This is a genomic window from Nocardioides sp. CPCC 206348, assembly GCF_048654705.1.
Taxonomy (GTDB): domain Bacteria; phylum Actinomycetota; class Actinomycetes; order Propionibacteriales; family Nocardioidaceae; genus Nocardioides.
Window position 1 is genome coordinate 1 of sequence record NZ_JBMCZA010000164.1, and the last position, 827, is coordinate 827.

The following is an 827-nucleotide window of genomic DNA, read 5'->3' on the forward strand; positions in this document are numbered from 1 at the left end:
GTGGTTGAGGTGCGAGCGCAGCGAGCCTCGAAACCCCCGGGCCTCAGGTCAGCGGACCCACGATCTTGATGTCCTCGTTGATGCGGGTGTCGTGGTGGTCGATCGCCGTGTTCAGGACGGCGTCCCACGCCTCCCGGGCAGACATCGGGCTCGGCGTCCGGTTCGCGCGCATCTCCGCCGCGATCAGGCCTGTGACGATCGGGGTCGAGAACGATGTGCCGCTCCACTGGGCCAGGCCCTTGAAGTGGCGCACCTTCGTCTCGTTCGGCGGTTCGTGGCAGGTGTAGGTCCCGATGGGGAAGGCGTTCACCAGGTCGCGGCCGCGGGCGTACACGTTGACCCAGCCCTTGCCGTAGTTGGAGAAGTCGGAGACCTTCTTGTCGGGATCCACTGAGCCGACGCCCACGACCCACTCGAAGGCGGCTGGCCAGAAGGGTTCGTCACTCTCGTCGTTGCCTGCGGCGGCCACGATCAGTACGTCGTTCCGGGTGGCGAGCTCGTGTCTCTCGGCCAGCATCAGGAACGAGAGCATGGCCAGTCCCCGGCGCGTGTGCGTGCCGGCGGAGATGCTGATCACCTCGGGGTGATCGGGATCCTCGAGTGCTTCGCGGAGCTGCCGGCAGATCGCCGACTCGTACACGGCGCCGCCGTGGGTCAGGACGCCCTCGACCTCGACCCTGGTCTCGGGAGCCATGCAGCTGATGACGCCGGCGACGAAGGTCCCATGACCCGCGTACTCGTGAATGGCGGACTGGTTCACCGTCTCGAGGTCGGTGGCGTCGGCGAAGATGTCGTCGGCTTCGAGCCAGGGGGACTCCGCGCTGCCG

Annotated in this window: 1 protein-coding gene; it reads right to left on the reverse strand. The window is 67.4% G+C overall.

The window, feature by feature from the left end; genetic code table 11:
* Nucleotides 1-43: 43 nt before the first annotated feature.
* Nucleotides 44-827: S8 family peptidase (locus ACOADB_RS12545; RefSeq protein ID WP_378598856.1), on the reverse strand; the 784-nt coding region annotated here is incomplete at its 5' end.